Here is a 3,156-nt window from a genome sequence, read left to right on the forward strand (position 1 = left end):
CTGCACGCCGGGCGCGACCACCGCGCCGGGGTCGCCGGGGCGCAGCGCGAGGATGTGGTTCATGCGCGCGAACGACAGCACGATGCCGCCGGCGGGCGGTACCGCCGCGCCGGTGGTGCCGGTGCCGGTGCCGCGCCCGACCAGCGGCACGCCGTGCGCGCGGCACGCGCGCACGATGGCCTGCACCTGTTCGCGGCTTTCCGGCAGCGCCACGCCCAGCGGTAGCGCATGCCGCCAGGAGTTGTCCTGCGCATGCGCGGCCAACGCGGCGTCGTCGGTGCGCCAGTGCGCGCCGAGCAGGTCGGAAAGCGCTCGGTCGAAAGCGGCGGGAAGAGTGCGGTCCATCACCGCATTCTAGGGCGATGGCGCGTTGCCGGGCGGCCGGTTGCGGATCTCGTCCGGCAACAGGGCGACGATTTCTTCCATGAAGCCGGGCAGCGCGTCTGCCGAATAGCCCACGTGGATCGAGGCGATGCGGCCCTCGTGGTCGAGCACCAGCATGCGCGGTATGGCGCGAACGCCATAGCGTGCGGCGGTTTCGCCCTTGCCGTCGAACACGTATTCCAGATCGAGCTTGCCGTTGCGGCGGGCGAAGGCGAACACGTCCGCGCGCGGCTCGCCCCAGTTCACCGCGATCACTTCCAGCGCGTCCTTGCCCACCACCTTCTGCAGCTGCGCCAGTATCGGCAGTTCGCGCATGCAGGGCCCGCACCAGCTGGCCCAGAAGGTCAGCACCACGATCCTGCCGCGGCGCTGTTCCAGGTCGACCATCTGGCCCTGGCGGTTGTTGCCCAGCAGGGGCGGCGGGAATTCGCCAACCCGCGGCGATGCGGGGGCGTCGTCGGCGGCGTGCGAAAGCGGTGCCAGCAGCGGCAGCAGGCAGCACAACAGCAGCCCGAAGGGCCGCCGATTACGACGTTCCATGCGTCTTCTCCCGGTGCGGCTCAGTCAGGGGCACGGCCGCTTGCGCCTGCGGGTGATTGGATCATCCGCCAACCCAGTACCGCCAGCGCCAGCGGCAACCATACCCAGCGCAGTTCGGACAGCACGGTCTGCAGGCCGCGCGCGCTGAAGAAGGCGTTGGCGAAGGGCGAAACGCGTATCGGTCGCCAGGGCGCGAACAGGCGCGCGTCGCTCCATGGCCACCACAGCGCCACGCCGAGGCCACCGGAGGTGAGCGCGTCGAGCAGCGGGTGCGAGAGCGCGCAGGCGAAGACGAAGGCCAGCGCCTGCCGTCTTCCTGCGTGCAGCTGGCGGTGCAGCAGCAGGGCCGATGCCGCCGGCAGGCAGGCGAACAGCAGCGAGTGGCTGGCGCCGCGATGGCCGAAGGCATCGGCGTAGGGAATGTGCAGGGCGAAGGCCAGCACGTCGGCGTCGGGCAGCATCGCGGCGGCGATGCCGGCGCCGAGCAGGCGCGTGGAAATGCGGCCGCGCTCGCTGGCGCACCACAGCGCCAGCGGGACCGCGGCATGGGTGAAGACGCTGGGCATCAGCAATCGTCGGCGCGGAAGGCGTCGCGCAGCCAGTGCAGCCGCGGCGGTTCGCCGCTGGCCTCGACCACGTCGAAGCGGCAGGGCGCCTGCGCGTGCACGGGATGCGCCGAAAGATAGAGCTGCGCGGCCAGCAGCAGGCGGCGGCGCTTGCCGGCATCAACCGAAGCGGCGCCGCCACCGAATGCGGTGTCGCGGCGGTAGCGCACTTCCACGAAGACCAGGCTGGCGGCCGCCGGGTCGAACATCACCAGATCGAGTTCGCCGCCGCGGTAGCAGACGTTGCCGGCCAGCCAGCGCAGGCCGGCGTTCTCGAGGTGCCGGCGCGCGGCGGCTTCCACCGCCGCGCCGCGTGCGGCCTTGTCAGCGGCCATCACCGATCGGCACCGGCTGGCCACCGCTGAAGGTGGACCACGCCGGCGTGCGCAGCACGTTGCCGAAGCCGTCCAGGTGCAGGGTGCCGGTGGCGCCGGCCAGGCCGCCCTGGGTGCTGTTGGCGAGCTTTTCCAGGTAGGCGGAGATCTTCCAGGCATCGAAGCCGAAGGCGAACAGGCGCGCGGCGGCACCGCGTGCGGTCGGCAGGGTGGTGGCCAGTTCGCCGGCCGCCGGCAGGCCCGGCGCACCGCGCACGCTCCACGTTTCGCTGGGGAAGGCGATGCCGTCCAGCGCCATGTCCTCGTCGGCCTTGCCGGTGCCGGAGGCCAGCTGCGAGGTGCCCACGCGCGTGGCGCCGCCCATTCCCGCCAGCGCCAGCTGCGGCGCCAGCACGCGCGCCTGCGAACCCTTGACCGCCAGGAACACCGCGTCGACCGTGCCGGCCTGGCGCAGGCGCGCGCTCACGTCGCCCGGGGCGTCGCCGACGCTGAGGCTGGCGGCGACCTTGCCGCCACGCTCGGCGAAACGCTCGCGGAAGGCCGCGGTGGCACGGCGGCCGGTGTCGTCGTTGCTGCCGATCACCAGCACGTTGCCGCGCTCGCGGGCCAGCAGGTATTCGGCGGCCATGATGCCGTCGTCCTCCGGCGCCAGCGAGAAACCGGCGCTGCCGGCCGGCGGAGTGTCCTTGCCGCGGTTGAGCGCGAGCAGCGGTACCTGCAGCGGATCGCGGCCGAACAGCGCATCCACTTCATCGCGGCCCAGCGGGCCGACCACGAAATCCGCGCCGCTTGCCACGGCCTTGTCGTAGGCGGCGATGGCGCCGGCCGGGGTGCCGCGGGTATCGATGAAATCGACCTGCGGGCGGCGGCGGTACTCGGCGTAGTAGCCGGCGAGCAGGCCGTCGCGCACCGGCGCGGCGGCGGTGGCCAGGTTGCCGGACAAGGGCAGCAGCACCGCCATCTTCACCGGCGGCCGGTAACCGTCCGCCTCGGCTGGCGGACGCTTGCCGGTGTCCAGCTGCCAGGCGGCATCGCGGTCGAACGGACGCGGCAGCGGCAGGCCGCGGCCGATCAGGGCGCGGCCCGCATGGTTGTAGAGCGGGTCGCCGGCCGGCAGGGCGGCACTGCGGCTGGCGAGGGTGGCATCGTCCAGCCCCGCCAGCAGGCGGGTGATGGCGCGCTGGTTGTCGGTGCGGGCGCTGCCGGACAGCAGCGCGCCGGCGCGGGCGCGGGCGCCGGCCGCGGCGAAGGCGTCGCCCGTGGCTTCCAGCGCCTGGCCGCGGGCCAGGTGC

At 73.3% G+C, this 3,156-nt stretch carries 5 protein-coding genes; all 5 read right to left on the reverse strand.

Going from position 1 to position 3,156, the window contains the following annotated elements; all coding sequences use genetic code 11:
* On the reverse strand, positions 1-345 hold a 345-nt coding region (locus tag QMX80_RS18870; protein ID WP_282278704.1), incomplete at its 3' end, for an FAD-binding protein.
* Positions 346-354: 9 nt separating this feature from the next.
* Positions 355-924, reverse strand: coding sequence for a TlpA disulfide reductase family protein (locus QMX80_RS18875; RefSeq protein WP_282278705.1), 570 nt, complete (start codon positions 922-924; stop codon positions 355-357).
* Between the two features lie 20 nt (positions 925-944).
* The gene (locus tag QMX80_RS18880; protein WP_282278706.1) at positions 945-1,490 is read right to left on the reverse strand and encodes a metal-dependent hydrolase; all 546 of its coding nucleotides are present in this window, start codon (positions 1,488-1,490) and stop codon (positions 945-947) included.
* Entirely contained in the window at positions 1,490-1,864 is a 375-nt protein-coding gene (locus tag QMX80_RS18885; RefSeq protein WP_282278707.1) for a YraN family protein, read from the reverse strand. The genes QMX80_RS18880 and QMX80_RS18885 overlap by 1 nt, the downstream gene beginning before the upstream one ends.
* Positions 1,854-3,156, reverse strand: a 1,303-nt coding sequence (locus QMX80_RS18890; RefSeq protein WP_282278708.1) for a penicillin-binding protein activator, incomplete at its 5' end; no start/stop codon positions are given. The genes QMX80_RS18885 and QMX80_RS18890, both read right to left, overlap by 11 nt.

Source organism: Stenotrophomonas sp. PS02297, assembly GCF_029959705.1.
In the GTDB taxonomy this organism is placed as follows: Bacteria; Pseudomonadota; Gammaproteobacteria; order Xanthomonadales; family Xanthomonadaceae; genus Stenotrophomonas; species Stenotrophomonas nitritireducens.

Bases quoted from the DNA above. Each gene is read 5' to 3' on its own strand.
- QMX80_RS18875 (WP_282278705.1), bottom strand. From the start codon at position 924: ATGGAACGTCGTAATCGGCGGCCCTTCGGGCTGCTGTTGTGCTGCCTG.
- QMX80_RS18880 (WP_282278706.1), bottom strand. From the start codon at position 1,490: ATGCCCAGCGTCTTCACCCATGCCGCGGTCCCGCTGGCGCTGTGGTGC.
- QMX80_RS18885 (WP_282278707.1), bottom strand. From the start codon at position 1,864: ATGGCCGCTGACAAGGCCGCACGCGGCGCGGCGGTGGAAGCCGCCGCG.